This is a genomic window from Streptomyces pristinaespiralis (assembly GCF_001278075.1).
GTDB lineage: Bacteria > Actinomycetota > Actinomycetes > Streptomycetales > Streptomycetaceae > Streptomyces > Streptomyces pristinaespiralis.
This window is the reverse complement of record NZ_CP011340.1, coordinates 1,166,125-1,192,446: the sequence shown is the minus strand read 5'-3', so window position 1 is coordinate 1,192,446 and position 26,322 is coordinate 1,166,125. Positions and strand designations below refer to the sequence as shown.

At 71.4% G+C, this 26,322-nt stretch carries 23 protein-coding genes and 1 riboswitch; of the genes, 20 read left to right on the top strand and 3 right to left on the bottom strand.

What is annotated here, in order from left to right:
- Positions 1-50: 50 nt before the first annotated feature.
- Positions 51-1,052, bottom strand: a complete 1,002-nt coding sequence (gene galE, locus SPRI_RS04830; RefSeq protein WP_037773178.1) for a UDP-glucose 4-epimerase GalE — start codon at positions 1,050-1,052, stop codon at positions 51-53.
- Positions 1,053-1,311: 259 nt separating this feature from the next.
- Here galE and SPRI_RS04825 point away from each other — a divergent pair, with 259 nt between their 5' ends.
- The 17 genes from SPRI_RS04825 to SPRI_RS38750 all read left to right on the top strand — a co-directional run bounded on the left by SPRI_RS04825 (position 1,312) and on the right by SPRI_RS38750 (position 19,395).
- A complete protein-coding gene (locus SPRI_RS04825; protein ID WP_053556709.1) occupies positions 1,312-3,123 on the top strand; it encodes a DUF5941 domain-containing protein in 1,812 nt (603 codons plus the stop codon).
- Positions 3,120-3,857, top strand: coding sequence for a phosphocholine cytidylyltransferase family protein (locus SPRI_RS04820; protein WP_005308913.1), 738 nt, complete (start codon positions 3,120-3,122; stop codon positions 3,855-3,857). The genes SPRI_RS04825 and SPRI_RS04820 overlap by 4 nt, the downstream gene beginning before the upstream one ends.
- Complete coding sequence (locus SPRI_RS04815) at positions 3,845-4,906, top strand: iron-containing alcohol dehydrogenase family protein (RefSeq protein ID WP_005308910.1); 1,062 nt, start codon at positions 3,845-3,847, stop codon at positions 4,904-4,906. The genes SPRI_RS04820 and SPRI_RS04815 overlap by 13 nt, the downstream gene beginning before the upstream one ends.
- Positions 4,884-5,663, top strand: coding sequence for a CDP-alcohol phosphatidyltransferase family protein (locus tag SPRI_RS04810; RefSeq protein ID WP_078535198.1), 780 nt, complete (start codon positions 4,884-4,886; stop codon positions 5,661-5,663). The genes SPRI_RS04815 and SPRI_RS04810 overlap by 23 nt, the downstream gene beginning before the upstream one ends.
- A 35-nt stretch (positions 5,664-5,698) precedes the next feature.
- Positions 5,699-6,544: a glycosyltransferase family 2 protein gene (locus SPRI_RS04805; protein ID WP_199782742.1), complete on the top strand. Its 846-nt coding sequence runs from the start codon at positions 5,699-5,701 to the stop codon at positions 6,542-6,544.
- 88 nt (positions 6,545-6,632) lie between these two features.
- A complete protein-coding gene (locus SPRI_RS04800) occupies positions 6,633-7,562 on the top strand; it encodes an ABC transporter permease (RefSeq protein WP_005308901.1) in 930 nt (309 codons plus the stop codon).
- Entirely contained in the window at positions 7,555-8,349 is a 795-nt protein-coding gene (locus SPRI_RS04795) for an ABC transporter ATP-binding protein (protein ID WP_005308898.1), read from the top strand. The genes SPRI_RS04800 and SPRI_RS04795 overlap by 8 nt, the downstream gene beginning before the upstream one ends.
- A 422-nt stretch (positions 8,350-8,771) precedes the next feature.
- On the top strand, positions 8,772-9,692 hold the full coding sequence (gene hpnC / locus SPRI_RS04790; RefSeq protein WP_005308894.1) for a squalene synthase HpnC: 921 nt from the start codon (positions 8,772-8,774) through the stop codon (positions 9,690-9,692).
- Positions 9,689-10,642, top strand: coding sequence for a presqualene diphosphate synthase HpnD (gene hpnD, locus SPRI_RS04785; RefSeq protein WP_182327882.1), 954 nt, complete (start codon positions 9,689-9,691; stop codon positions 10,640-10,642). The genes hpnC and hpnD overlap by 4 nt, the downstream gene beginning before the upstream one ends.
- Before the next feature lie 55 nt (positions 10,643-10,697).
- Positions 10,698-12,164 carry a hydroxysqualene dehydroxylase HpnE gene (gene hpnE, locus SPRI_RS04780; RefSeq protein ID WP_107082421.1) on the top strand — a complete coding sequence of 489 codons (1,467 nt, stop codon included), beginning with the start codon at positions 10,698-10,700 and terminating at the stop codon, positions 12,162-12,164.
- Entirely contained in the window at positions 12,161-13,279 is a 1,119-nt protein-coding gene (locus SPRI_RS04775; protein ID WP_005308889.1) for a polyprenyl synthetase family protein, read from the top strand. The genes hpnE and SPRI_RS04775 overlap by 4 nt, the downstream gene beginning before the upstream one ends.
- 135 nt (positions 13,280-13,414) lie before the next feature.
- Positions 13,415-15,439, top strand: a complete 2,025-nt coding sequence (gene shc / locus SPRI_RS04770) for a squalene--hopene cyclase (RefSeq protein ID WP_053556707.1) — start codon at positions 13,415-13,417, stop codon at positions 15,437-15,439.
- Entirely contained in the window at positions 15,439-16,092 is a 654-nt protein-coding gene (locus SPRI_RS04765; protein WP_005308884.1) for a phosphorylase family protein, read from the top strand. The genes shc and SPRI_RS04765 overlap by 1 nt, the downstream gene beginning before the upstream one ends.
- Positions 16,093-16,097: 5 nt before the next feature.
- On the top strand, positions 16,098-17,117 hold the full coding sequence (hpnH, locus tag SPRI_RS04760) for an adenosyl-hopene transferase HpnH (RefSeq protein WP_005308881.1): 1,020 nt from the start codon (positions 16,098-16,100) through the stop codon (positions 17,115-17,117).
- A 44-nt stretch (positions 17,118-17,161) separates the two neighbouring features.
- Positions 17,162-18,556 carry an aspartate aminotransferase family protein gene (locus SPRI_RS04755; RefSeq protein WP_005308878.1) on the top strand — a complete coding sequence of 465 codons (1,395 nt, stop codon included), beginning with the start codon at positions 17,162-17,164 and terminating at the stop codon, positions 18,554-18,556.
- Positions 18,557-18,622: 66 nt separating this feature from the next.
- Entirely contained in the window at positions 18,623-19,225 is a 603-nt protein-coding gene (locus SPRI_RS04750; protein WP_005308876.1) for an XRE family transcriptional regulator, read from the top strand.
- A 5-nt stretch (positions 19,226-19,230) separates the two neighbouring features.
- Positions 19,231-19,395, top strand: coding sequence for a DUF6126 family protein (locus tag SPRI_RS38750; RefSeq protein ID WP_182327884.1), 165 nt, complete (start codon positions 19,231-19,233; stop codon positions 19,393-19,395).
- A gap of 8 nt (positions 19,396-19,403) precedes the next feature.
- Here the strand turns inward: SPRI_RS38750 and SPRI_RS04745 are convergent, their stop codons facing one another.
- Entirely contained in the window at positions 19,404-20,213 is an 810-nt protein-coding gene (locus tag SPRI_RS04745; RefSeq protein ID WP_037773171.1) for a tyrosine-protein phosphatase, read from the bottom strand.
- 199 nt (positions 20,214-20,412) lie between these two features.
- Between SPRI_RS04745 and SPRI_RS04740 the strand changes: the two genes are divergently transcribed.
- The 3 genes from SPRI_RS04740 to SPRI_RS04730 all read left to right on the top strand — a co-directional run bounded on the left by SPRI_RS04740 (position 20,413) and on the right by SPRI_RS04730 (position 25,067).
- Positions 20,413-22,503, top strand: coding sequence for an alpha-galactosidase (locus tag SPRI_RS04740; RefSeq protein WP_053556706.1), 2,091 nt, complete (start codon positions 20,413-20,415; stop codon positions 22,501-22,503).
- A 507-nt stretch (positions 22,504-23,010) separates the two neighbouring features.
- A riboswitch (cyclic di-AMP (ydaO/yuaA leader) is annotated at positions 23,011-23,186 on the top strand.
- Between the two features lie 2 nt (positions 23,187-23,188).
- Positions 23,189-24,103 carry a M23 family metallopeptidase gene (locus tag SPRI_RS04735; protein WP_005308866.1) on the top strand — a complete coding sequence of 305 codons (915 nt, stop codon included), beginning with the start codon at positions 23,189-23,191 and terminating at the stop codon, positions 24,101-24,103.
- A gap of 172 nt (positions 24,104-24,275) precedes the next feature.
- Complete coding sequence (locus tag SPRI_RS04730) at positions 24,276-25,067, top strand: SGNH/GDSL hydrolase family protein (RefSeq protein ID WP_037773167.1); 792 nt, start codon at positions 24,276-24,278, stop codon at positions 25,065-25,067.
- Positions 25,068-25,438: 371 nt separating this feature from the next.
- Here the strand turns inward: SPRI_RS04730 and SPRI_RS04725 are convergent, their stop codons facing one another.
- Complete coding sequence (locus SPRI_RS04725) at positions 25,439-26,320, bottom strand: STM4011 family radical SAM protein (protein ID WP_037773165.1); 882 nt, start codon at positions 26,318-26,320, stop codon at positions 25,439-25,441.
- Positions 26,321-26,322: the final 2 nt, after the last annotated feature.

Here is a 26,322-nt window from a genome sequence, read left to right as displayed (position 1 = left end):
GGCACTGAACACCGTTGTCATATGCTCTGACCTGCGGAAATGATCGCAGGTCAGAGCTTCGGAGAAGATCGGTGCGAGGCCGCCTCCGGGTGCCTGGCCAGCCAGCCGGCCCACGCGGACGCCACCATGTCACGCACCCCGTGCGAGGCGGACCAGCCGAGTTCCTTGCCGATCAGCTCGACGGACGCGACCGCCGTCGCCGGGTCCCCGGGCCGGCGCGGCTCCACCACCGGATCGACACGGCGGCCGGTGATCTCGCCCACCAGCGAGGCGAGCTCCCGGACCGAGACGCCGACCCCGCGGCCGATGTTGACGGTGAGATCTCCGCCACCGTCCTGCCCGGCCAGCCGCCGCGCCACCGCGAGGTGCGCGTCGGCCAGATCGGCGACATGGATGTAGTCCCGGATGCAGGTGCCGTCCGGGGTCGGGTAGTCCGCGCCGAAGATCCGCGGGGCCTCCTGGCGGGTGATCCGGTCGAAGAACATCGGGATGATGTTGAACACCCCGACGTCCGCCAGCTCGGGGGCGGCCGCCCCGGCGACGTTGAAGTAGCGCAGGCACGCCGTCGACAGGCCGTGCGCCTTGCCCGCCGCCCGCACCAGCCACTCGCCGGTGAGCTTCGTCTCTCCGTACGGGTTGATCGGCCGGCACGCGGCCGACTCGGGGACCGAACCGGTGTCGGGCACCCCGTACACGGCGGCGGAGGAGGAGAACAGGAAGCTCCGCACACCGGCCGCCACCACGGCCTCCAGCAGCACGGTCAGCCCGTGCACGTTGTGCCGGTAGTACATGAGCGGCTGCTCCACGGACTCGCCGACCTGCTTCTTCGCGGCCAGGTGCACCACACCTGTGACCCGGTGCTCGGCGAGTGTGCGGTCCACCACGTCCCTGTCGAGCACGGACCCGCGCACGAGGGGGACGCCGGCGGGCAGCCGCTCGGGGAACCCGGCGGACAGATCGTCGAGCACGACGACCCGTTCGCCGGCCGCCGTCATGGCGCGCACCACATGCGCCCCGATGTACCCAGCTCCACCTGTGATCAGCCACGTCATGACGGCCACCCTATGGTGTGGCCCGCCGGGCCCCGGCCGGTCCCGGCCTTCCCCGCCCGGCTCCCGGACGGTCGCGGAGGCCGCCATTTGGAGGGCGGGGCATGGATCGACAATGATGATCTCGGCGGGCCGCCAGGGCGTAAACGGCCGGTGAACTCCCGCTTCCGTCCATCCGATAGCCTCTGCCGACGTGCCGCCGCCCGTGCACCGGGCCGAGCCGCCGTGGACCAGCACCGTCAGCGCCAAGGAGTGAGTTCGTCTGTCGACCGCCATCCTCACCGGTCCGCCGGTACCCGGGTCGTCGCTCGAGGGCGATCTGCGGTCGCTGGGCTTCGACGTGCGGGTCGCCAACGGCCCTGAGCACACCGCCGCCCTGATCGAGGCCGTGCCCGGTACCGAGAGGGTCGCCGTGGTCGACCCGCGCTTCGTGGGTCATGTGCACGCCCTGCGGCTGGCGCTGACCGACCCGCGCTTCCCCACGGCCGCCGTCACCGGCGCGCTCACCGCCCAGCCGGCCGGACGCGCCGCGCTGACCGGCGCCGTGCGCGCCGTCTCCGCCACCGTGCCCGCCGGCGCGGGCGCCGTCGCCGGCGACGGCGTCGTCGACGGCGTGACCGCCGAGCTCCGGGCCCAGGGCGTGTCCGTCCATCACCCCGAGCTCGGGTCGCTGGTCGCCGCCGTGCCCTCCGACGCGGAGGAACGGCACCGGACGCGCGCCGCCGTCGAAGCGGTCGACGACGAGGCGGTGCGGCTGCGCTCCGCGGTCAAGGCGCGCGACGGCTTCTTCACCACCTTCTGCATCAGCCCCTACTCCCGTTACATCGCGCGCTGGTGCGCCCGCCGGGGACTGACGCCGAACCACGTCACCACCGCGTCGCTGTTCACCGCGCTCGTCGCGGCCGGCTGCGCGGCCACCGGCACCCGCGCCGGCTATGTGGCGGCGGGTCTGCTGCTGCTCTTCTCCTTCGTCCTGGACTGCACCGACGGGCAGCTCGCCCGCTACTCCCTGCAGTACTCGACGCTCGGCGCCTGGCTGGACGCGACCTTCGACCGTGCCAAGGAGTACGCCTACTACGCGGGACTCGCCCTCGGCGCCGCCCGCGGCGGCGAGGACGTCTGGGCGCTCGCCCTCGGCGCGATGGTGCTCCAGACCTGCCGGCACGTCGTCGACTTCTCCTTCAACGAGGCGAACCACGACGCGACGGCCAACACGAGCCCCACGGCCGCCCTCTCCAGCAAGCTCGACAGCGTCGGCTGGACGGTCTGGCTGCGCCGGATGATAGTTCTGCCGATCGGCGAACGCTGGGCGATGATCGCCGTGCTCACCGCCGTGACGACGCCGCGCATCGTCTTCTACGCCCTGCTCGTCGGCTGCTCGCTCGCCGCCTGCTACACCACCGCGGGCCGGGTGCTGCGTTCGCTGACCCGCAAGGCGCACCGCACCGACCGTGCGGCCCAGGCGCTCGCGGACCTCGCGGACTCCGGTCCCGCGGCAGAGGCCGTGGCCCGCGCCACCGCGCGCGCGGCCCGCAAGCTGCCGGGCCTCGCGCCCCTCGCCGCGGCCACCGTGGGCGCGGCTCTGTTGGCGGCGACGGCCGCGTTCACAGGGTTCGGCAGCGTCTGGACGCTGGTCGCCGCCCTCGTGTACACCGCCACCTCGGGACTCGCCGTCGCCCGGCCCCTCAAGGGCGCCCTCGACTGGCTCGTCCCCCCCGTCTTCCGGGCCGCCGAGTACGGCACGATCCTGCTCCTCGCCGCCCACGCGGAGGTGAACGGGGCATTGCCCGCCGCTTTCGGGCTGGTGGCGGCTGTCGCCTACCATCACTACGACACGGTGTACCGCATCCGCGGTGGCACGGGTGCGCCGCCGCACTGGCTGGTCCGGGCGATCGGCGGGCACGAGGGGCGGGTCCTGGCAGTCGCCGCGCTCGCCTTCCTGCTGCCCGCGCAGATCACCCTCGCACTGACGGTCCTCGCTGTGGCCGTGGCGGTCCTGGTGCTGGTCGAGAGCATCCGCTTCTGGGTGTCCTCGCAGGCGCCCGCAGTACATGACGAAGGAGAACCCGCATGATCGGCCTCGTACTGGCAGCCGGTGCCGGACGGCGTCTTCGCCCCTACACCGACACGCTTCCGAAGGCCCTCGTGCCGGTGGACGGCGAGACCACGGTCCTCGACCTGACGCTGGGCAACTTCGCGGAGATCGGACTCACGGAGGCCGCGGTCGTCGTCGGCTACCGCAAGGAGGCCGTGTACGAGCGCAAGGCGGCGCTCGAGGCGAAGTACGGCGTCAAGCTCACCCTCGTCGACAACGACAAGGCGGAGGAGTGGAACAACGCCTACTCCCTGTGGTGCGCCCGTGACGTCCTCGCCGAGGGCGTGATCCTCGCCAACGGCGACACCGTGCACCCCGTCTCCGTCGAGAAGACCCTGCTCGCCGCCCGTGGTGAAGGCCGGAAGATCATCCTCGCCCTCGACACGGTGAAGCAGCTCGCCGACGAGGAGATGAAGGTCATCACCGAGGGCGCCAAGGGCGTCCGGCGGATCACCAAGCTCATGGACCCGGCCACCGCCACCGGCGAGTACATCGGCGTCACGCTCATCGAGCCGGAGGCCGCCGCGGACCTCGCGGACGCGCTGAGGACGACCTTCGAGCGGGACCCCGACCTGTACTACGAGGACGGCTACCAGGAGCTCGTGAACCGCGGCTTCACCATCGACGTGGCCCCGATCGGCGACGTCGAGTGGGTCGAGATCGACAACCACGACGACCTCGCGAAGGGCCGTGGGATCGCGTGCCGGTACTGACCCGCCTCATCCCGTCCCCGGTCGTCGTCGACATCAACCGGGGCGCGCTGGACGACCTGGCCGGTCTCCTCGCCGACCAGCGGATCTCCGCGGGCGGGCGGCTGGCCTGCGCGATCAGCGACGGCTCCGGCCAGAAGCTGCGCGAGAAGCTCGCCCCGGCGCTGCCCGGCGCGGACTGGTACGACGTCCGCGGCGGCACCATCGACGCCGCGGTGAAGCTCGCCGACGACATCAGGGGCAAGCGGTACGACGCGGTCGTCGGCCTCGGCGGCGGCAAGATCATCGACGTGGCGAAGTACGCCGCGGCACGGGTCGGCCTGCCGCTCGTCGCCGTCGCGACCAACCTCTCGCACGACGGCCTGTGCTCGCCGGTCTCCACGCTCGACAACGACAACGGCCGCGGCTCCTACGGCGTCCCGACGCCGATCGCCATGGTCATCGACCTCGACGTGATCCGCGAGGCCCCCGTCCGCTTCGTCCGCTCCGGCATCGGCGACGCGATCTCCAACATCTCGGCGATCGCCGACTGGGAGCTCTCGCACCGCGTCACCGGAGAGAAGATCGACGGCCTGGCCGCCGCCATGGGCCGCACCGCGGGCGAGTCCGTGCTGCGTCACCCCGGCGGCGTCGGCGACGACGAGTTCCTCACCGTCCTCGCCGAGGCCCTGGTGCTGTCCGGGATCGCCATGTCGATCAGCGGCGACTCCCGGCCCTCCTCCGGTGCCTGCCACGAGATCAGCCACGCCTTCGACCTGCTGTACCCCAAGCGGGCCGCCAGCCACGGCGAGCAGTGCGGACTGGGTGCGGCCTTCGCGATGCACCTGCGCGGTGCGCACGAGCAGGCGGGCCTGTTCGCCGAGGTGCTGCGCGGTCACGGCCTGCCCGTTCTCCCGCAGGAGATGGGCTTCTCCGCGGACGAGTTCGTGCGCGCCGTGGAGTACGCACCGCAGACCCGCCCGGGCCGCTTCACCATCCTCGAGCACCTCGACCTCAACCACGACCAGATCAGGGACGCGTACGCCGACTATGCCAAGACCATCAGTAGCTGAACTCCGCCCCGTCGTGCACCCGGCGGGTGTGAAGGACCGGCGCAGTGGTGAGCACTGGGGCGGCCGCCTGTACATGCGCGAGATCTCCCTGCGCATCACCCGCCTGCTGGTCACCACCAAGGTCACGCCGAACCAGCTGACCTACGTGATGACCCTCGCCGGGGTCCTCGCCGCGCCCGCGCTGCTCGTGCCGGGCATATGGGGGGCCGTCCTCGGCGTCGTGGCGGTCCAGCTCTACCTGCTGCTCGACTGCGTCGACGGCGAGGTGGCCCGCTGGAAGCAGCAGTTCTCCCTCTCCGGTGTGTACCTGGACCGCGTCGGCGCCTACCTGTGCGACGCGGCGGTCCTGGTCGGCTTCGGCCTGCGCGCCGCCGACCTGTGGGGCAGCGGCCGGATCGACTGGCTGTGGGCCTTCCTCGGCACGCTCGCCGCGCTCGGCGCGATCCTGATCAAGGCGGAGACCGACCTCGTCGGTGTCGCCCGCCACCAGGGCGGCCTGCCGCCGGTCAAGGAGGCGGCGGCCGAGCCGCGCTCCTCCGGGATGGCGCTCGCCCGCCGGGCGGCCGCGGCGCTGAAGTTCCACCGGCTGGTCCTCGGCATCGAGGCGTCCCTGCTCATCCTGCTCCTCGCCGTCCTCGACGAGGCCCGCGGCGATCTGTTCTTCTCCCGCCTCGGCGTCGCCGTGCTGGCAGGCATCGCGCTCCTCCAGACGCTGCTCCACCTCGTGTCGGTCCTCGCTTCGAGCAGGCTGAAGTGACCGCCCCGCTGAAGCTCGGGGCCGTCGTCATCACGATGGGCACCCGTCCCGACGAGCTGCGCGCCCTCCTCGACTCGGTGGCCAAGCAGGACGGCGACCCGATCGAGGTGGTCGTCGTCGGCAACGGCGCTCCCGTTGTGGACGTGCCCGCCGGCGTGCGCACGATCGACCTCCCGGAGAACCTCGGCATCCCCGGCGGCCGCAACGTAGGCATCGAGGCCTTCGGGCCCGGCGGCACGGACGTCGACGTCCTGCTCTTCCTCGACGACGACGGACTGCTGCCCGACGTGGGCACCGCCCAGCTGGTCAGGGAGGCCTTCGACGCGGACCCGGGGCTGGGCATCGTCAGCTTCCGGATCGCGGACCCTGAGACCGGGCTCACCCAGCGCCGCCACGTCCCGAGGCTGCGCGCCTCCGACCCCATGCGCTCCTCGCGGGTCACCACCTTCCTCGGCGGTGCCAACGCCGTGCGCACGAAGGTGCTGGCCCAGGTGGGCGGGCTTCCCGACGAGTTCTTCTACGCGCACGAGGAGACGGATCTCGCCTGGCGCGCACTGGACGCCGGCTGGTCCATCGAGTACCGCGCGGACATGGTCCTCCTCCACCCGACCATGCCCCCCTCCCGGCACGCGGTCTACCACCGGATGGTGGCCCGCAACCGGGTCTGGGTGGCGCGGCGGAACCTGCCCCTGCCGCTGGTGCCCGTTTACGTGGGGGTGTGGCTGCTCCTGACCCTCCTGCGGCGCCCGACGCTGCCGGCGCTCAAGGCCTGGTTCGGCGGTTTCCGGGAAGGCTGGCGGACCCCCTGCGGACCGCGCCGCCCGATGAAGTGGCGTACGGTGTGGCGTCTCACCAGGCTGGGCCGACCTCCTGTCATCTGACAAGCTCGGTTCTGAGAGCATCGGGGCGACGAGCCGCTGAGGCCGCGCCCCGAACTGCCGCGCATCTTGAACACGAAAGTTTCAACTTGTGAGTGACACAACCCATGACGGTGCCATCGTGACGAGCCCCATGCCGTCGCCGGACGACGGCCTGTCTCCGTCACAGCTCGCCGCCAAGTACGGCCTGTCCGTCAGCGGCGCCCGCCCGGGCCTGGCCTCGTACATCAGGCAGCTGTGGGGCCGCCGCCACTTCATCCTGGCCTTCTCGCAGGCCAAGCTGACGGCCCAGTACAGCCAGGCGAAGCTGGGCCAGCTCTGGCAGGTGGCGACGCCCCTGCTGAACGCGCTGGTGTACTTCCTGATCTTCGGCCTGATCCTCGACGCCGACCGTGGCTTCAGCACCGAGGTCTACATCCCGTTCCTGGTGACCGGTGTGTTCGTGTTCACGTTCACCCAGAGCTCGGTGATGGCGGGCGTTCGGGCGATCTCGGGCAACCTGGGACTGGTGCGAGCCCTGCACTTCCCCCGGGCGTCGCTGCCGATCTCCTTCGCGCTCCAGCAGCTCCAGCAGCTGCTGTTCTCGATGATCGTGCTGCTGGCGGTCGTGGTCGGCTTCGGCAGCTACCCGTCGCTTTCCTGGCTGCTGGTGCTTCCCGCGCTCGCGCTGCAGTTCGTGTTCAACACCGGCCTGGCCATGATCATGGCGAGGCTCGGCTCGAAGACCCCCGACCTGGCGCAGCTGATGCCGTTCGTCATGCGCACCTGGCTCTACGCCTCGGGCGTGATGTTCTCCATCCCGGTGATGCTCGCCGACAAGCCGGCCTGGATCGCGGACGTCCTCATGTACAACCCGGCGGCCGTCTACATGGACCTCATCCGGTTCGCGCTGATCGACGGCTACGGTTCCGAGAACCTGCCCTCGCACGTCTGGGCGGCCGGCCTGGGCTGGGCCCTGCTGGTCGGCTTCGCGGGCTTCGTGTACTTCTGGAAGGCTGAGGAGCGGTACGGCCGTGGCTGAGAACATCGACAACAGAGCCGGGGCGCGCGTCCCGACGGTCATCGCCGACGACGTGCACATCGTGTACCGGGTCAACGCCGGCAGCGGCGGCAAGGGCAGCGCCACCGCCGCGCTGAGCCGGATCCTGCGCCGCGAGAAGGGCGAGGCGCGCGGGGTGCGCAAGGTCCACGCCGTGCGCGGCGTCACCTTCACCGCCTACCGCGGCGAGGCCATCGGCCTGATCGGCACCAACGGCTCCGGCAAGTCGACCCTGCTGCGTGCCATCGCCGGTCTGCTGCCGGCCGAGAGCGGCAAGGTGTACACCGACGGCCAGCCCTCGCTGCTCGGCGTCAACGCCGCTCTGATGAACGACCTGACCGGCGAGCGCAACGTCATACTCGGCGGCCTGGCCATGGGCATGTCGCGCGAGGAGATCCGCGAGCGCTACCAGGGCATCGTCGACTTCTCCGGAATCAACGAGAAGGGCGACTTCATCACCCTGCCGATGCGCACGTACTCCTCCGGCATGGCGGCCAGGCTCCGCTTCTCCATCGCCGCGGCGAAGGACCACGACGTCCTGATGATCGACGAGGCGCTGGCCACCGGTGACCGCCGCTTCCAGATCCGCTCCGAGCAGCGCATCAGGGAGCTCCGCAAGGAGGCGGGCACGGTCTTCCTCGTCAGCCACAGCAACAAGTCGATCAGGGACACCTGCGACCGCGTCCTGTGGCTGGAGAAGGGCGAACTCCTGATGGACGGTCCGACCGACGAGGTCATCAAGGCGTACGAGAAGGAGACGGGCAGGTAGTCCCGGCTCCTCTGGCGCCCGCAAGGCCCTCGCCGGTCGGCCGGCGAGGGCCTTGCGCGTGCCGCCGGCGTCACGCCGGGGGAGGGCAGGGGCTCGTCGACGGACAGTCAACTTGCCCGGGATGCGGGAAGGTTGGACCCGAACGCGGTGTTGTTCCGTTCTGTGCGGCACCCCGGGGCGTGGTTCCGCGTTGTACAACGTAAGCTGTACCGGGACCGAATCGCGGCAAGTGGGGTGATATGCCGCGATCCGTCTGGGCGAACCTTCGGTCCGTCCGGCGCTCGGCAAGCGGTGCAGTGTGCGGCGGCGTGTCCGAAATGGGATGTATTGAGTCGGCAGTGTAGAACGGGAGATGTGATGGCCATGACGGGAAATCTCCAGCTCCGCGAGCCCATCGCCGTCTCCGTTCCCGGCAGTGCGCAGTGACGGGCACCGCGCACCCCCGCGCCGACGACCCGGCCCGGGGCACACTCGACAAGGCCGCCGACGAGAACTTCCCCGTCGCCCCGTTCTTCCTGCCCCGCGCGTGGCGCGACGACCTCATGGCCGTCTACGGCTACGCCCGGCTCGTCGACGACATCGGCGACGGCGACCTCGCGCCCGGCGGCGCCGACGCCCGCCACCTGGGTGTCGGGCCGGAGCAGGCCGGCGACCGGCTCGCCCTCCTCGACGCCTTCGAGACCGACCTGCGGCGCGTCTTCGACCTTTCGGGCGACGCCCCGCGCCACCCGCTGCTGCGCGCGCTGCGCCCGGCCGTCGCCCGGCGCTCGCTCACCCCCGAGCCGTTCCTCGGCCTGATCGCCGCCAACCGGCAGGACCAGCTGGTCCGCCGCTACGAGACCTACGGCGACCTCCTCGCCTACTGCGAGCTGTCGGCGAACCCGGTGGGCCGGCTCGTCCTCGGCATCACCGGCACGGCGAGCCCCGAGCGGCTGCGCCGGTCCGACGCCGTGTGCACCGGGCTGCAGATCGTCGAGCACCTGCAGGACGTCGCGGAGGACCTCGCCCGCGACCGGATCTACCTGCCGGCCGAGGACATGAAACGTTTCCACATCACGGAGGCCGACCTTGCCGCACCGACCGCGGGCGCCTCGGTGCGCGCCCTGATCGCCTACGAGGCGCAGCGGGCGCGCGCGCTGCTCGACGAGGGCATCGGGCTGGTCGGCTCCGTCGACGGGCGGCTGCGGCTGCTGCTGGCGGGTTTCGTGGGCGGTGGGCGTGCCGCGCTCGCCGCGATCGCCGCGGCCGGACATGATGTGCTGCCCGAACCGCCCAGAGCGACCAGGCCGAGGCTGCTGCGTGAAGTGTGGACCGTCTTGCGAAGAGCGCGTAGAGAGGGATGAGCCGGACGATGGAGGGACCGACCCAGGTGCCGACCGCCCCGGTGCAGGCCGCGTACAGCTACTGCGAGGCCGTCACCGGACAGCAGGCCCGTAACTTCGCCTACGGCATCAGGCTCCTGCCGCCGCACAAGCGCCAGGCCATGTCGGCGCTGTACGCGTTCTCCCGGCGTGTCGACGACATCGGCGACGGCACGCTGAAGCCGCAGGCCAAGCAGGACCGGCTGGAAGCCACGCGCGAGCTGCTCGACCGCATCAGGCAGGGCGCCGTCGACGAGGACGACACCGACCCCGTCGCCGTCGCGCTCTGCGACGCCGCGCGCCGCTTCCCGCTGCCGCTCGGCGGCCTCGACGAGCTCATCGACGGCGTCCTGATGGACGTCCGGGGCGAGACGTACGAGACCTGGGACGACCTCAAGGCGTACTGCCGGTGCGTGGCCGGCGCCATCGGGCGGCTCTCGCTCGGGGTGTTCGGCACCCAGCCCGGCGCGCGCGGAGCCGACCGCGCCGCCGAGTACGCCGACACGCTGGGCCTCGCGCTGCAACTGACCAACATCCTCAGGGACATCGCGGAGGACGCGTCCAACGGCCGCACCTACCTGCCCGCCGACGACCTCGCCAAGTTCGGCTGCTCCGAAGGCTTCAACGGCACGACACCGCCTCCCGGCTCCGACTTCGCCGGCCTGGTGCACTTCGAAGTGCGGCGCGCCCGCGCCCTGTTCGCGGAGGGTTACCGCCTGCTGCCCATGCTGGACCGGCGCAGCGGCGCGTGCGTCGCGGCCATGGCCGGCATCTACCGCCGCCTCCTCGACCGCATCGAGCGCGACCCGGACGCCGTGCTCCGCGGCCGTGTCTCCCTGCCGGGACGAGAGAAGGCATACGTCGCCGTCCGGGGACTGTCCGGTCTCGACGCGCGCCACATCGGCCGCCAGACTCTGGGAGGGCGCCGGTGACACCCCCGACCGACATCCCGGACCGGACCACGCCGCAGGTGCTCAGTTCTGTGCGGTGGAGGGCCGGCCGGCAAGGCACCGGGTCCCCGGCACCTCACGCGCCGGGCGCCGTACGGTCCACGAGGGAGGCACGCGGATGACGGCCGACGGTTCGGACTCCCGGCACGCGGTGGTGGTCGGCGGCGGCCTCGCCGGTGTCACCGCGGCGCTCCAACTCGCCGACGCGGGGGTGCGGGTCACCCTGCTCGAGAGCAGGCCCCGGCTCGGCGGGCTGGCCTTCTCCTTCCGCCGCGGCGAGCTCACCGTGGACAACGGCCAGCACGTGTACCTGCGTTGCTGCACCGCCTACCGCTGGTTCCTCGACCGGATCGACGGCGCGCACCTCGCCCCGGTGCAGGACCGCCTCGACGTGCCCGTGCTCGACGTCGCCGCCAGGAAGGGGCCGAGGCTCGGCCGCCTGCGCCGCTCCGCGCTGCCCGTACCGCTGCACCTCGCCGGGAGCCTCGCCGGCTATCCGCACCTGTCCCTCGCCGAGCGGGCGGGTGTCGGGCGCGCCGCGCTCGCGCTGAAGGGGCTGGACCCCACCGACCCGGCACTGGACGGCGTCGACTTCGCCACCTGGCTCGGCCGCCACGGCCAGTCGCCGCGCGCCGTCGCCGCCCTGTGGGACCTCGTCGGTGTCGCGACCCTCAACGCCAGGGCGCCGCAGGCGTCCTTGGGACTGGCCGCGATGGTCTTCAAGACCGGGCTGCTGTCCGAGCCCGGCGCCGCCGACATCGGCTGGGCCCATGTACCGCTCGGCGAACTGCACGACACACTCGCCCGCAAGGCCCTCGACTCGGCCGGGGTGCGCACCGAACTGTCCACCCGGGTACGGCGGATCAGCCGGCCGGCGGACGGCCGCTGGCAGGTCGACGTGGACGGTGAGGAACTGGACGCCGACACGGTCGTGCTGGCCGTCGCGCAGCGCGAGGCCCACGCCCTGCTTCCCGCCGGTGCGCTGGACGACCCCGACCGGCTGCTCGACATCGGCACCGCCCCGATCCTCAACATCCATGTCCTGTACGACCGCAAGGTGCTGCGCCGGCCCTTCTTCGCCGCGCTCGGCACGCCCGTCCAGTGGGTCTTCGACCGCACACAGGCATCGGGCGCCAGGGAAGGCCAGTACCTGGCGGTCTCCCAGTCCGCGGCGCAGAGCGAGATCGACGAACCGGTCTCCGTGCTGCGGAAGAGGTATCTGCCGGAGCTGGAAAGGCTGTTGCCCGCGGCGCGCGGTGCCGGGGTACGGGACTTCTTCGTCACCCGCGAGCGCACGGCGACGTTCGCACCGTCCCCCGGCGTCGGCAGGCTGCGGCCGGCCGCGCACACCCGCGCCCCGGGCCTGTACCTTGCCGGCGCGTGGACTGCCACCGGCTGGCCCGCGACCATGGAGGGCGCCGTACGCAGTGGGTTCAGTGCCGCGGGCGCTGCGCTCTCCGCGCTCGGACGCCGCCATGAACATCCCCTCAAGGAGGCGGCGTGAGCACCAGTACTGGAACCAGAGGAGAAAGCGTGCCGACAGTGCACTCGGCGTACCCGGCCGACGACACCGCACAGAGCGCGGGGGGTATCGACATCTCCGCGCTGCTGGAGCGCGGACGGACCTTGTCCACGCCGGTGCTGCGCGCCGCCGTGGAGCGGCTCGCGCCGCCCATGAACACCGTCGCCGCCTACCACTTCGGCTGGATCGACGCGCAGGGACGGCCCTCGGAGGGCGACGGCGGCAAGGCCGTGCGCCCCGCGCTGGCGCTGCTGTCCGCGGAGGCGGCGGGTGCCGCGCCCGAGGTCGGCATCCCCGGGGCCGTCGCCGTGGAGCTGGTGCACAACTTCTCGCTCCTGCACGACGACCTGATGGACGGCGACGAGCAGCGCCGCCACCGCGACACCGTCTGGAAGGTGCACGGGCCCGCCCAGGCGATCCTGGTCGGCGACGCGCTGTTCGCGGTGGCGAACGAAGTGCTGCTGGAGAGCGGCACCGTGGAGGCCGGGCGGGCCGCCCGCCGGCTCACCACCGCGTCCCGCAAGCTCATCGACGGCCAGGCCCAGGACATCTCCTTCGAGCACCGCGAGCGGGTCACCGTCGAGGAGTGCCTGGAGATGGAGGGCAACAAGACCGGTGCGCTGCTGGCCTGCGCCGTCTCCATCGGCGCGGTGCTCGGCGGGGCCGACGAGAGGACCGCCGACACGCTGGAGGCGTACGGCTACCACCTCGGTCTCGCCTTCCAGGCAGTCGACGACCTGCTCGGCATCTGGGGCGACCCGGTCGCCACCGGCAAGCAGACCTGGAGCGACCTGCGGCAGCGCAAGAAGTCCCTGCCGGTCGTCGCGGCACTCGCGGCCGGCGGCCCGGCCTCCGAGCGGCTCGGCGGACTGCTCGCCGCCGACGCCAAGAGCAGCGACTTCGACAGTTTCTCCGAGGAGGAGTTCGCCACCCGGGCGGCTCTGATCGAGGAGGCCGGCGGCCGGGAGTGGACCTCCCAGGAGGCTCGGCGGCAGCACGCCGTCGCGATCGAGGCCCTCGACCGCGTCGACATGCCGGAACGGGTCCGCGCGCAGCTCGTCGCGCTGGCGGACTTCGTCGTCGTACGAAAGAGATGATCGCCATCATCATCGCAAGGACCGACCGGAGCAACAGCCGCACCATATGAAGCGCGTCGCCGGCCGGTGACGTCATCGTCACCGGCCGACGTCAGACCCCAGCTCAGCAGAGACCACTGCAACGAAGGGGAAACAATGACAGCGACGACCGACGGAAGCAGCGGGCCCGTGCGGGCCGGTGCTGCCACTGCCGGCGACACGACCACGACGACCGCCGCCCGGACCACCGCGCCGGGCACCGACGTACGGGAAGCGGCCGGACGTGCCGCGGAACGGGCCGTCGAGCATCTGCTCGCGCGGCAGGACGCCCAGGGGTGGTGGAAGGGCGACCTCGAGACCAACGTGACCATGGACGCGGAGGACCTGCTGCTGCGGCAGTTCCTCGGCATCCAGGACGCGGCGACCGTGGAGGCCTCCGCCCGGTTCATCCGCGGGCAGCAGCGCGACGACGGCACCTGGGCGACCTTCTACGGCGGTCCGGGCGAACTGTCCACCACCATCGAGGCGTACGTCGCCCTGCGGCTGGCGGGGGACCGCCCGGACGACCCGCACATGCAGCGCGCCGCCTCCTGGGTCAGGAGCAGGGGCGGCATCGCGGCGGCCCGGGTCTTCACCCGGATCTGGCTGGCCCTGTTCGGCTGGTGGAAGTGGGACGACCTGCCCGAACTGCCGCCGGAGCTGATCCTGCTGCCCAAGTGGGTCCCGCTGAACATCTACGACTTCGGCTGCTGGGCACGGCAGACCATCGTGCCCCTGACCGTCGTCTCCGCGAAGCGGCCGGTGCGGCCGGCCCCGTTCGCCCTCGACGAGCTGCACACCGACCCGGCGATGCCCAACCCGCAGAAGCGGTTCGCCCCCGCCGCCAGCTGGGACGGCTTCTTCCAGCGCGCCGACAAGGCGCTGCACCTCTACCACAAGGTGGCACCCCGCCGGCTGCGCAGGGCGGCCATGAACGCCGCCGCCCGCTGGATCATCGAACGGCAGGAGAACGACGGCTGCTGGGGCGGCATCCAGCCGCCTGCCGTGTACTCGGTGATCGCCCTGCACCTGCTCGGCTACGACCTCGAGCACCCCGTCATGCGCGCGGGACTGGAGTCCTTGGACCGCTTCGCCGTCCACCGCGAGGAGGAAGGTCTCCCCGTACGGATGATCGAGGCCTGCCAGTCCCCGGTCTGGGACACCTGCCTCGCCACCATCGCGCTCGCCGACGCCGGCCTGCCCGCCGACCACCCCGCACTGGTGAAGGCGGCGGACTGGATGCTGAGCGAGCAGATCGTGCGGCCCGGTGACTGGGCGGTGCGCAGGCCAGGACTCGGGCCCGGCGGCTGGGCGTTCGAGTTCCACAACGACAACTACCCCGACATCGACGACACGGCCGAGGTGATCCTCGCCCTGCGCCGGGTGAAGCACCCGGACCCGGAGCGCGTCGAGGCGGCCGTGGCCCGCGGCACACGCTGGAACCTCGGGATGCAGTCCCTGAACGGCGCCTGGGGGGCGTTCGACGCCGACAACACCAGCCCGTTCCCGAACCGGCTGCCGTTCTGCGACTTCGGCGAGGTGATCGACCCGCCGTCGGCGGACGTCACCGCGCACGTCGTCGAGATGCTCGCCCACGAGGGCATGGCCGAGGACCCGCGCACCCGGCGGGGCGTGCGGTGGCTGCTCCGGGAACAGGAGGCGAACGGCGCCTGGTTCGGCCGCTGGGGAGTCAACTACGTCTACGGCACGGGGGCGGTGGTGCCCGCCCTGATCGCCGCCGGGCTGCCCGCGTCCCACCCGTCGGTCCGCCGGGCGGTCACCTGGCTCGAGTCCGTCCAGAACGAGGACGGGGGCTGGGGCGAGGACCTGCGCTCCTACCGGGAGGAGCAGTCGATCGGCCGCGGTGCCTCCACGGCCTCCCAGACCGGCTGGGCGCTGCTGGCGCTGCTGTCGGCCGGTGAGCGGGACGGCAGGGCCGTCGAGCGGGGCGTCGCCTGGCTGGCACGGACCCAGCGGCCCGACGGCTCCTGGGACGAGCCGTACTTCACGGGGACCGGCTTCCCCTGGGACTTCTCGATCAACTACCACCTGTACCGGCAGGTCTTCCCCCTCACCGCGCTCGGCCGCTTCCTCCACGGGGAGAAGCCCGTGGGCCGTGCGGCCGCCCGTGAGGGGGGCTGATGGCGGACCGCGGGGAGCCGGCCGTCCCGGCCGTGCCGCTGCTGATCGCCTGCGCGCTCGGCATCGAGAGGTTCGCGCTGCGGGCCGGTGACCGGCGCCGCGGCGGGAGCGGCGCGACCGTCCTGCGTACCGGCATGGGGCCGGCCAACGCCGGCCGTGCCGTGCGCGCCGCGTGCGGCACGGAGCCCTTCCGGGAGGCGGCGGTCGTGGCGTCCGGCTTCTGCGCGGGTCTCGCCCCGGGCATGCACCCGGGAGACCTCGTCGTGGTGGAGGAGGCCCGGCTCGACGGTGTCTCCACCCCCTGCACCGGAACGGACCTCCTGGCGAAGGCCGTGGCCAGGGCGGTCCCCGGGCGCACGGTGCACCGGGGCCCGCTGACCGGCGTGGATCACGTCGTGCGCGGCCACGAGCGCGCACAGCTGCTCGCGGCCGGAGCGATCGCCGCGGACATGGAGTCCGCGGCGACCCTGAACAGCGCCATGGAGACCGGGCCGCGTCCCGTTGCGGCCGTCCGGGTGGTCGTGGACGCCCCCGAACACGAACTGGTACGGATCGGCACGCTTCGCGGTGGAATATCAGCCTTCCGTGTTCTTCGTGCCGTAATGCCCGCATTTCTTGAATGGCACCGTTCTTTGCTGCTCCCCAGGAGGTGAGCCAGATGGCCATGCCGCTCCGCCAGACCGTCAGGGTCGGGACCTATCTCTTCGAACAGAAGCTCCGCAAGCGCGACAAGTTCCCTCTGATCGTCGAACTCGAGCCGCTCTACGCGTGCAACCTCGCATGCGAGGGCTGCGGGAAGATCCAGCACCCCGCCGGGGTGCTCAAGCAGCGGATGCCGGTGGCGCAGGCGGTCGGCGCGGTGCTGGAGTCCGGAGCGCCGATGGTCTCCATCGCCGGCGGCGAACCGTTGATGCACCCTCAGATCGACGAGATCGTGCGTCAGTTGGTCGCCCGCCGGAAATACGTGTTCCTGTGCACCAACGCCGTGCTGCTGCGCAAGAAGATCGAGAAGTTCACCCCCTCCCCGTACTTCGCCTTCGCCGTGCACATCGACGGACTGAGGGAGCGCCACGACGAATCGGTCGCCAAGGAGGGAGTGTTCGACGAAGCGGTCGCGGCGATCAAGGAAGCCAAGCGCCGCGGTTTCCGGGTCACCACCAACTCGACCTTCTTCAACACCGACACCCCCCAGACGGTCATCGAGGTCCTGAACTACCTCAACGACGACCTCAAGGTCGACGAGATGATGATCTCGCCCGCGTACGCCTACGAGAAGGCACCCGACCAGGAGCACTTCCTCGGCGTCGAGCAGACCAGGGAACTCTTCCGGAAGGCCTTCTCCGGCGGCAACCGGCGACGTTGGAGGCTCAACCACTCCCCGCTCTTCCTGGACTTCCTCGAGGGGAAGGCCGACTTCCCCTGCACCGCGTGGGCGATCCCCAACTACTCCCTCTTCGGCTGGCAGCGCCCCTGCTACCTGATGAGCGACGGCTACGTCCCCACCTACCGCGAACTCGTCGAGGACACCGACTGGGACAAGTACGGCCGCGGCAAGGACCCGCGCTGCGCCAACTGCATGGCCCACTGCGGCTACGAGCCCACCGCCGTCCTGGCCACCATGGGATCGCTCAAGGAATCGCTCCGGGCCGCCCGCGAGACGGTCTCCGGGACCCGGTGACGGACATGTGACCGACCGACACTCTGGACCAGGAGAGCCGAGGAATGACCGAGCAGCCCAAGAGCTTCGATCTGGCGGAACTGCTGGCGCGGCGCGGTGGGGAGCGCTACGAGCTGCACGCCCGGTACTTGAACCACCAACTGCCGCGCATGCTGCGCACCATCGGGTTCGACAAGGTCTACGACCGGGCGGAGGGGGCCTACTTCTACGACACCGAGGGCAACGACTACCTCGACATGCTCGCGGGTTTCGGGGTGATGGGTCTCGGCCGGCACCACCCCGTCGTGAACAAGGCGCTCCACGACGTGATCGACGCCTCGCTCCCCGACCTCGTCCGCTTCGACTGCCAGCCGCTTCCCGGGCTGCTCGCGGAGAAGCTGCTCGAGCACACCCCGCACCTGGACCGGGTGTACTTCGGCAACAGCGGGGCGGAGGCCGTCGAGGCGGCGCTGAAGTTCGCCCGGTACGTGACGGGCCGGCCCAGGGTCCTGTACTGCACGCACGCCTTCCACGGGCTGACGACCGGAGCGCTGTCGGTCAACGGCGAGGACGGGTTCCGTGACGGTTTCTCCCCGCTGCTGCCGGACACCGCGATCGCGATGGGTGACCTGGGCGCTCTCGAGCGCGAGCTGGTGCGCGGCGACGTGGCCGCGTTCATCGTCGAACCGGTCCAGGGAAAGGGCGTCCACCCGACACCGCCAGGATTTCTCCGGGGGGCCCAGGAACTGCTGCACAAGTACAAGGCGCTGCTGATCGCGGACGAGGTGCAGACGGGCCTCGGGCGCACCGGCGACTTCTACGCCTTCCAGTACGAGGCGGGCGTCGAGCCCGACCTCGTCTGCGTGGCCAAGGCGCTGTCGGGAGGCTATGTGCCCGTCGGCGCCACCCTCGGCAGGGACTGGATCTTCAAGAAGGTCTACTCGTCGATGGACCGGGTCCTGGTGCACTCCGCGAGCTTCGGCTCCAACGCCCAGGCGATGGCGGCGGGGCTGGCCGTGCTGTCGGTGCTGGAGAACGAGCACATCGTGAAGAACGCGCGGGTGACGGGCGAGCTGTTGCGGGCCCGGCTGGCGTCGCTCGTCGACCGGTACGAGCTGCTCCACGCGGTGCGCGGTCGCGGGCTGATGATCGGCATCGAGTTCGGGCGACCGGAGTCGATCAAACTGCGCAGCCGCTGGACCGTGCTGCAGGCGGCCCGGAAGGGGCTGTTCGCGCAGATGGTGGTGGTGCCGCTGCTGCAGCGGCACCGGATCCTCACCCAGGTCTCCGGGGACCGCATGGAAGTGATCAAGCTGATCCCGCCGCTGATCATCGGAGAGAAGGAGGTCGACCGTTTCGTCGGCGCGTTCGAAGCCGTGATGGAGGACGCCCACGGCGGGGGCGGCCTGATGTGGGACTTCGGCAAGACCCTGATGAAGCAGGCGGTCGCCAACCGCTGACCAGACGTTTTTGTCCGTGAGGCAAAGGAATTTGCCTCACGGACAATACTCTGGCCCAATGGGGGCATGACCAGCTCATCCGAGCCGACGGACGAGGGACTGCCCGAGATGGCACCCCGGCTGCGCGACCTGCGCCGCCGTCGTGGACTCACCCTCGAGGTCGCCGCCCGGCGGGCGGGACTCTCGCCCGCCCATCTCTCCCGGCTCGAGACGGGACAGCGGCAGCCTTCGCTGCCGATGCTCCTCGCCCTCGCCCGCATCTACGGTACGACGGTCGCGGAACTGCTCGGCGAACAGCCCGCAGAACGCGATCCGGTCATCCGTGGCCGCGACCGCGAGCCCATGGCGGCGGCCGGCTGGGACTACCACCGGGCCGGCAACCCGGGAAGGGCCATGCAGGCCCTGCGGGTGTTCGTGCCGCACGGCGTGCAGGGCGACCTCGTACGCGTGCACCCCGGCGAGGAGTGGCTCCACGTCGTGAGCGGGCGGCTGCGTCTCGGCCTCGGGGACGCCGTCCACGAGCTGGCGGCCGGTGACAGCGCGCACTTCGACTCGCTCACCCCGCACCGCATCGCGGCGGCCACTCCCGAAGGGGCGGAGATCCTCTTCGTGCACACCCTGCTGCAGGCCCCCGAACTGCACCCCGTCCCCGACCGCCGAGGAATGTGATCCGCATGTCGTACGACCCGTTGGACAGGCGCACAGCCGGCGACGAGAGCCCGCGTGAGGAGCGGTTCCCGCGCGGACTGGTGATCCGGCTCTTCGCCTACCTCATCGCCGGCCATGTCATCGCCGGGTTCCTCTACCTGCTGTTCCTGGTCGGCGGCCAGAACCAGTAGCGGGCGGCTCAGCCCTCGAGCAGCCGTTCCCGAAGACGCTCACGCGTCGCCGGGGACAGCCGCAGGCCCTCGGTGAGATAGCGCTCGGTCGTGCCCCAGTTCTCCTCGATCGCCTCGAAGGCCGCGGCCAGGTACTCGGCACGGGCGTCGAAGAGCGGGCTGAGCAGCTCCATCACCTCGGGCGACATCGCGTCCGGACCGTTGCCGCTGCGCCGGACCTTGTAACGGCGGTGCGGGTCGTTGGACTTGAGGTAGTCCGCCTCGATGGCGTCCCGCTCCACACCGACGGCGAGCAGCGACACCGCTATCGACAGACCGGCGCGGTCCTTGCCCGCGGCGCAGTGCATCAGGGCGGGGACGCTGTCCTCCGCCAGGGCGTGGAGCACCCGGCTGTGCTCCGCCGTCCGCTCCTTGATGATCATCCGGTACGAGGCGATCATCCGTCCGGCGCCCTTGCCGTCCGCGAGGATCGACTTCAGCTCGTCCAGATTCCCGTCCCGGACCATCTTCCAGAACTCCGCCCCGTCCGCCGGATCGCTCAGCGGCAGGTTCACGTTGCGGACGCCGGGCAGGTCGATGTCCGGTCCCTCGAGCCGCTGGTCCGCGGCGTTGCGGAAGTCGAAGATCGTGTGGAGGCCCAGAGCCGACAGGAACGCGGCGTCGGACGCCGTCGCGTGCGCCAGGTGGCCGCTGCGGAAGAGCCTGCCGGGCCGCACCGTCCGCCCGTCCGTCGTCGGCAGACCGCCCACGTCCCGGAAGTTACGGACCCCGGTCAGCTCGGGTTCTGTAGAGGGGACCTGCGGCAGCTGCTGCGTCACGGGGACTCCTTCGGAGGACAGTCGCCGGCGCTGTTCGCCGGGCGATGGCGCGGCCTCGACCATACGACACACGTTCATCGGCCAATCATCCTGGCCTTCAGGCACGGCGGTTGGCGACCCCGGTGCGCCGTTGCCACCGGGCCCGGCCCGGCGGATGATGTGCGGGCCTGTGCGGACCTGTGAGTATCCGAGGGGTCAGATGATCGAGAACGTTGGCAAAGGGCGTACCTGGGTCCTCTCCGGCCCCACGAGCAGCTACGTGCTCCACCTCACCGACGCGGACGAGGTGGTGCACCTCCACTGGGGCGCGCGTATCCCGGCCGCCGCAGCACAGGCCCTCGCGGCCGCGGACCCGCCGCCCTACCGCCCCTTCGAAGCCCCGCTCGACGGCCGCGAGGAGTACCCCGTCGAAGGCGGCCCGCGCTTCGTACGCCCGGCGCTGTCGGTCAGGACGGACAGCGTCCGCGGCACGGAATGGGCCTTCGCCGGCTGGACCGCAGAGGACGACGAGCTGAGGCTGCGCTTCCGTGACGAGCTGGTGGGGCTGGGCCTGGTCCTTCACTACCGCATGCGCGGCGACGGCGACGTGATCGAGCGCTGGGTCACCGTCGCCCACGAGGGCGAAGGCCCGGACCTCGAACTGCTCCGGGCCGACGCCGCCGCCTGGACGCTGCCGCTGCGGGAGGGCTGGCGGCTCTCCCAGCTGCACGGCCGCTGGGCCGCCGAGTCCCGCCTCGCGCGCGGCGAGCTTCCGTACGGGGAGACGACCATCGGCAGCCGGCGCGGACACACCGGCCACCAGCACCTGCCGTGGGTGGCCCTCGACGCGGACGGCGCCACCGAGGAGCACGGCGAGGTGTACGGCTGCGCCCTCGGCTGGTCCGGATCGTGGCGGATCTGCGTGCAGCGGCTGCCTGACGGGGCCGTACAGATCACCGGAGGAGCGGGACACGACGATTCCGGGCTGCTGCGGCTCGGGCCGGGCGCGACGTACACCTCGCCCGTCTTCGCCGGGCTCTGGAGCGACGGCGGCTTCGGCGGGGCGAGCAGGGCGTGGCACGCCTGGCAGCTGGCCCATGTGATTCCCGACGCCGGCCGGGTACGGCCGGTGCTCTACAACTCGTGGGAGGCCACCGGCTTCGACATCTCGCAGCCCCAGCAGTCGGCGCTCGCCCGGCGGGCCGCCGGGATGGGGGTCGAACTGTTCGTCGTGGACGACGGCTGGTTCGGGCGGCGCACCGGCGACCGGTCCGGGCTCGGCGACTGGACGCCCAACCCGGACCGCTTCCCCGAAGGGCTGGGGCCGCTGGCCGCCGAAGTGCACGCGCTCGGCATGCAGTTCGGCATCTGGGTGGAGCCGGAGATGGTCAACGAGGACAGCGACCTCTACCGGGCGCATCCCGACTGGGTCCAGCACCGTCCTGGGCGGACGAGGACCCGCTTCCGCAACCAGCTGGTGCTCAACCTCGCGCGCGAGGACGTACGGGCGTACCTGTGGGAGCAGCTGGACACGCTGCTCTCCGGCGCGCCCGTCGACTACGTGAAGTGGGACTTCAACCGCTGCTTCACCGATGCGGGCTGGCCGGGGGAGCCGTACCCGCAGAGGCTGTGGACGGAACATGTCGAAGGCTTCTACGGCCTGCTGGACCGGCTGCGGGCGGCGCATCCCACAGTCGCCTTCGAGTCCTGCTCCGGCGGGGGCGGCAGGATCGATCTGGGGGTCCTCACCCGCACCGACCAGGTGTGGACATCGGACAATACGGACCCTTTGGACCGGCTCGCCGTCCAGTACGGCTTCAGCCAGCTGCACCCGGCCCGGGTCATGGCGGCATGGGTCACCGACAGCCCCAACGTCCAGCTCAACGGTCGCCGCAGCAGTCTGCGCTTCCGGTTCGTGAGCGCCATGGCCGGGGTGCTGGGCGTCGGGGGAGACCTCTCCGCCTGGAGCGAGGCCGAGCTTTCCGAGGCGCGCGACTGGGTTGGGCTGTACAAGGAGATCAGGCTGCTGGTGCAGCACGGCGAGCTGTACCGGCTGCGGGCCCCGGAGGGCGGCCTCAGCGCCGTGCAGTACGTACGGGGTGACGAGACGGTGGTGCTCGCCCTGCTCCAGGCCCAGCGCTACGGCGAGCGGCCGCCGGCGCTCCGGCTGCGGGGTGTCGAGGCGACGGCGGCCTATGTGTGTGCGGACACCGGAGCGGTCCACCAGGGCGGGGTGCTGCTGCACCACGGAATTCACACCGGACTCGAGGGTGATTTCGACGCCGCTGTGATCCGGCTCCGGCGGATGTGATCCACCGGCGTCAATTCCCCTCACGCGTAAAGAAGCAGGGGAATTGCCGCAGGAGCCAGGTGGCCGGCGGCCCGTGAAGCGGCGGAGCCCGGGAGGCGCTGGTGAGGCGGCGGGAAGAGGGCTCGCGCCGGGTGCCCGAAGTGACCGGGGTCACTGGCCTTCGTCGTCGGGTGGCGAAGTGGGGCAAGGGTGGCGGGATTTGATGAGCAAGTGCGGGACTAGATCACTATATGATCCTTCTGTCCGAATTAGACGTTTGCGCATAACGTGCCCCGTAAGAAGGGGAGATGGGTTCCGGCTCGTGAGCAGCGTCATACCGGTGACGTTGTGTGGCCGCGGCGCTGATGCGAATTCCGTTGTCGGCAAGGTAATTGGCCGCCTCCTATCGACGGAGGGTGACCGGGAAACGGTGAGGTGGGGGCGGCGGTCATTGATCGTGGAAAGTCGCGGCTTGTCCCGCGCCGCCCGACTCGCCTACGGTCACGCTCAATCCGGACGGACCGCCTAATCCTGCCGCCGCCCGGAATTCGAACCTATCCACGCGTGGCAGGAGCGGGGGACCCAGGTAGTACGCCGCATCCGGACAATCCGGGCGGCTTGGGGTGAAGTCGCACCACGTGTGCGACCGGGCATCTCCAGCCCGAACCCGACAGCTCACCTCGTAGGCGCCGGAGAGGAATGCGCCATGCCCGCGAAGGGTAAGCACCGCCGTCCCAAGACCAACCCGATCACCCGCGGCTTCGTCGTCGCCGGTACGGGTGGCGCCGCCATCGCGCTCCCGCTGTTCGGCGCCACCGCGGCCAACGCCGCTCCGGCCGCGGCCCCGGCCACGGCGGAGAAGGCCGCCGCCGCGGCCCCCGCCTCCGCGCCCGCCCCGGCCGCCAAGAAGGCCCCGAAGACGTACACGGTCGTCGCCGGGGACTATCTGTCCAAGATCGCCGACGAGCAGGACGTCCGCGGAGGCTGGAAGCAGCTCTTCAACGACAACCGGCGTGCCATCGGTGCCGACCCGTCGCTGATCCACCCGGGTCTGGAGCTGACGATCGGCGCCAAGTCCAAGGCGAAGAACGACCCGGAGCCCCGCTCCGAGTCGCAGGCCCGCCCGTCGCGCGACGACTCGCGGTCCGCCGCGCCCGAGGCCGAGGCTCCGCAGGCCAAGGCCCCCGCGAAGGAGACCGCGACCACGTCGTCCGGTTCCGGCTTCACCGCCCCCGTGGACGCGGGCGTCACCACTCCGTACCGGGCCTCCGGTGCCATGTGGTCCAGCGGTTACCACACCGGTGTCGACTTCGCCGCCCCCTCCGGCAGCTCCGTCAAGGCCATCGGCGCCGGCACCGTCGTCTCCGCCGGCTGGGGCGGCGCCTACGGCAACGAGGTCGTCATCCAGCACACGGACGGCACCTACTCCCAGTACGCCCACCTCTCCTCGCTCGCCGTCTCCAGCGGCCAGTCCGTGACCGGTGGCCAGCAGATAGGTCTGTCCGGTTCGACCGGCAACTCCTCCGGTCCGCACCTGCACTTCGAGGTCCGCACCGGCCCCTCCTACGGTTCGGACATCGACCCGCTGGCCTACCTGCGCGAGCACGGCGTCTCCCTCTGAGCCGTCCGGCCGGCCGTACGCCGTCTGCCGGTGAGCCCCTGCTCCGCATACGCGGAGCGGGGGCTTCCGCGTATTCCTGTCCGGCCGAAATGTGACGGTGGTAAAGATCACGCCGCGTCAACCCCTCCTTACGGTCGCGTAGGTCACATCCATGGAGGAAGGATGTGCTCCCGTGGCAGACGATTCGAGAACAGAGAACAGTGGCGTATTCGGGTCGTACGCGGCGATCGGTGACAGCTTCACCGAGGGCGTGGGGGACCCGGGGCCCGACGGGAGATTCGTCGGATGGGCGGACCGGTTCGCCGTGCTGCTCGCCGACCGGATGCCGGAGCACTCCTTCCGGTACGCCAACCTCGCCGTACGCGGCCGCCTCCTCGACCAGATCGTCGAGGAGCAGGTGCCGAGGGCGCGTCAACTCGCCCCCGACCTGGTGACCTTCTGCGCCGGCGGCAACGACATCATCCGGCCCGGCTCCGACCCCGACGACGTCGCCGAGCGCTTCGAACGCGCGGTGGCCGACCTCGCCGGCTCCGTCGGCACCGTCATGGTGACCACCGGCTTCGACACCCGGGACGTACCGGTCCTGAGGCATCTGCGCGGCAAGATCGCCACCTACACCGCCCACGTACGGGCCATCGCCGACCGCTACGACTGCCCCGTGCTGGACCTGTGGTCGCTCAAGTCCGTCCAGGACCGGCGTGCTTGGGACGCCGATCGGCTCCACCTGTCGCCCGAGGGCCACACCCGGGTCGCGCTGCGTGCCGCCCAGGTGCTCGGGATCGGGGTGCCCGCCGACCCCGACCAGCCGTGGCCGCCGCTGCCTCCGCGGGGGACGCTCGAGGTGCGGCGGGACGACATCCAGTGGGCACGCGAGTATCTGGTGCCCTGGATCGGGCGGCGGCTCCGCGGCGAGAGCTCCGGCGACCACGTGGAGGCCAAGCGCCCGGACCTGCTGCCGCTCTGAGGGCGGCGCCCCGGCCCGGGTCGACACCGGACCGCCGACCTGATCCCGGCAGTGCCCGGTGTCTCCGCTCAGGGGCCCGGCCGGTGGACCGCGAAGGAACTCGGCACGCTGCGGCCGCCGGCAGGTCGGCGCCGAATGCCGCAAGATCGGGCGAATTGAGGGCGTAACGGCCGTATCGACCGTGCCGCCGGGCCGTGGGCAGACCCGCGCGGCGCAGTACGGCGAGGTGCCGGGAAACCTCGACGCTCCTCTCCGCCTCCGTCGTCGCCCACTGAGCGGGACGCGGAACAAAAGGGAGCCGACGGGGCAGCCGCTGCCAACGGGAGGAACGGGAAGCGCGGCCCCCTCTCGGCCACCGGCCGGCCGGAGCCTCAGCGCGGGCTTCCGGGCGGCCGTTCCGACGAGCCCCCCACAGGCGCCGGGATCCGTTCGAGGACACCGCCGGCGAAGACGTCGTACAGCGGCAGCGTCTCCAGGTGGACGTACCCGATGTGGCAGTCGCACACCGCGAGCGGGCAGGCACGGGGGCGCAGCGCGCTGCGGTACGAGCCGTCGTAGAGGTTGCCGAGCTCCGCGCGGACGAAGTGGCAGCGGCGCACCGTCCCGTCGCCGTCCACGGAGACGACGCTCTCGCCCGTGCGGCACGGCAGCCCGGCGGAACGGTGCGGGTGGCGGCTGTAGGGGAAGAGCGGGTCCAGCTCCGTCCAGGCGTCCGCCTCCGCGTCGGAGAGCTCGTGTCCCTCGGGTGCGTTCACCCACAGATAGACGTGGCCGGGCAGATCGGCGCGGAGCCGGCGCGCCTCCTCCAGATGCTCAGGGAAGCCGACGACGCCCACGCTGAAACGGATCTCCCGGCGAACCAGATCCAGGCACTTGCCGAGGAACCGGTCATAAGGAGTCTGGCCGGGATGGTAGGTGCACCACAGGGCGAGGGTCTCCGTGGACGCCTCCGCCAGCCAGTCGGTCCGGCAGCTCAGGTTCGTCTGGATCGCGACCCGGCGGATGTGCGGCAGGTGCGACAACTCCGTCAGGGTCCGGCGGTACCAGGAGCGGACCAACCCCTCTCCCCACGGCGTGAACAGGACCGACAGCCGGTCGCCGGTCTGCGCCGCGGCCCACCCCGCGAAGCGCTCCAGCGCCGCGCGGTCCGCGCGCAGCTGCTCCCGGCTGTCGCGGCGCTTCGCGAACGGGCAGTAGGGACAGTCGTAGTCGCAGGACGACAACGGGCCCCGGTACAGCACGGTCAGATCCATGG